The following is a 2,037-nucleotide window of genomic DNA, read 5'->3' on the forward strand; positions in this document are numbered from 1 at the left end:
TAGGCGTCAGCCGTGCCTTCACCCAGGCGCAGCCACAGGTGAACGCAACACTCGCCATGCTGCTGCTCATGACCGCCCAGGATGTGCAGGCCATCGCCTATGGCGAGCAGAAGCCCTTCAAGGAATAGGACCTGCGCCGGCGTCCAATATCCACAGCGCCATCCAGCCAAGGGTTTAAGGCTTGCCGCTTGCGTGGGCAGCGGTCCAAATCGCCGGATGCGGGGCCACCCAGTCGATGGACAACCGGGTCGGGCACGTCGCCGCAAGCCCGAGCGGAGGAGGGCAGAATGGCGGAGGCGGAGAACCCTGCCCGGAGCGATCATGTTCCCGGTGTCACTGGACGGCTTTTGAGCGAGCGTCTGGCGCGCGCCGACTGGACGGCGACCAGCTGCGGGCCGCCGGAGGCTTGGCCTGAGGCGCTGCGGCACGCCGTCGGCCTGATGCAGCGGTCGGGCTTTCCCATGTTCGTCGTCTGGGGGCCGGAGCGCACCTTCCTCTACAACGACATCTACGTGCCGATCCTCGGACAGCGCCACCCTCAAGCGTTCGCGCGTCCGTTCTTCTCGGTCTGGCCCGAAGTCGAGGAGGTCATCGCGCCGGTGATCGATGCGGCATTCGCCGGCCAGGAAAGCTTCTTCAAGGACCTCGAAGTCACCTTGACCCGCACAGGCGCTCCAGAGCGGACCTGGTTCACCTTTTCCTATAGCCCCATCATCGATGAGCGAGGCGCCGTCCCCGGCGTCCTGTGCGTGTGCGTGGAGACCACCGCAAGCGTCCTGGCGCGGGAAACCGCAGCACGAGAGCAGCAGCGCGCCGCCGAGCAGGCTCATGTGCTGGAAGTCCTGAATGCCACGGGCGCAGCACTCGCTGCAGAGCTCGACCTGGACCGCATCGTTCAGATGGTGACCGACGCCGGCGTCGACATCACCGGCGCCCAATTCGGGGCGTTCTTCTACAACGCCCATGATGAGGCCGGTGGCAGCTTCCTGCTCTACAGTCTGTCCGGCGCCCCGAAGGAAGCCTTCTCCAAGTTCCCGCACCCCCGGGCGACCGCTGTTTTTGCGCCCACCTTCAAAGGCGAAGGGGTGATCCGTTCCGACGACATCACCCGGGATCCGCGCTACGGCCGCCACGCACCTCATCATGGCATGCCGGCGGGCCACCTGCCGGTCCGCAGCTACCTGGCCGTTCCGGTGGTCTCGCGCTCTGGCGAGGCGATTGGCGGCCTCTTCTTCGGCCACGCCACGCCGGGTGTGTTCAGCCAAACGGTCGAGACTCTGGTGCTGGGCCTAGCCGGCCAGGCCGCCGTTGCCATCGACAATGCGCGACTGTACCGGGCGGCCCAGGTCGAGATCGCACGGCGGCGGGCGATTGAAGACGAGCTGCGCGAGCTCAACGAGACCTTGGAGCAGAAGGTGGAGGAGCGGACCCGGGAGCGGGACCGCATCTTCCAGCTCTCCAGCGACCTCTTCGCGATCGTCGGTTTCGACGGCTTGCTCAAGGTGGTGAATCCCGCCTGGGAGCGGTTGCTTGGATACAGCGAGCACCAGCTGCTCGCTCGCCCGTTCGTCGAGCTGATCCATCCCGACGATCACCAGAGTGCGGCGGACGTCGTGGCTGCGCTGTCGCGGGGTGAACCGATTGTTTCGTTCGAGGATCGCCTGGTGCGGGCCGACGGGACGCCGGTCACCGTCTCCTGGACGGCGGTGCCGGAAGGCGAGTTGTTCTATGCGGTGGGCCGCGACGTGACTCTTGAGCGCGAACGCGAGGAACAGCTGCGGCAGGCGCAGAAGATGGAAGCCATCGGCCAGCTGACCGGCGGCATCGCGCATGACTTCAACAACCTGCTCACCGGCATCCTGGGTTCGCTGGAGCTGATGCAGTCCCGGATCCGCCAGGGAAGGACGGCCGACGTGGAGCGGTTCGCTACCGCGGCGACGACGGCCGCGAACCGCGCCGCGGCACTTACTCATCGTTTGCTGGCCTTCTCGCGCCGGCAGCCGATCGATCCCAAGCCGACCGACGCCAACCGGCTCG

The 2,037-nt window shown here is 66.7% G+C and carries 1 protein-coding gene; it reads left to right on the forward strand.

The window, feature by feature from the left end; genetic code table 11:
- Nucleotides 1-287: 287 nt before the first annotated feature.
- Nucleotides 288-2,037: GAF domain-containing protein (locus VHL31_RS00515; RefSeq protein ID WP_329659244.1), on the forward strand; the 1,750-nt coding region annotated here is incomplete at its 3' end.

It is taken from the genome of Geminicoccus sp. (assembly GCF_036263595.1).
In the GTDB taxonomy this organism is placed as follows: domain Bacteria; phylum Pseudomonadota; class Alphaproteobacteria; order Geminicoccales; family Geminicoccaceae; genus Geminicoccus.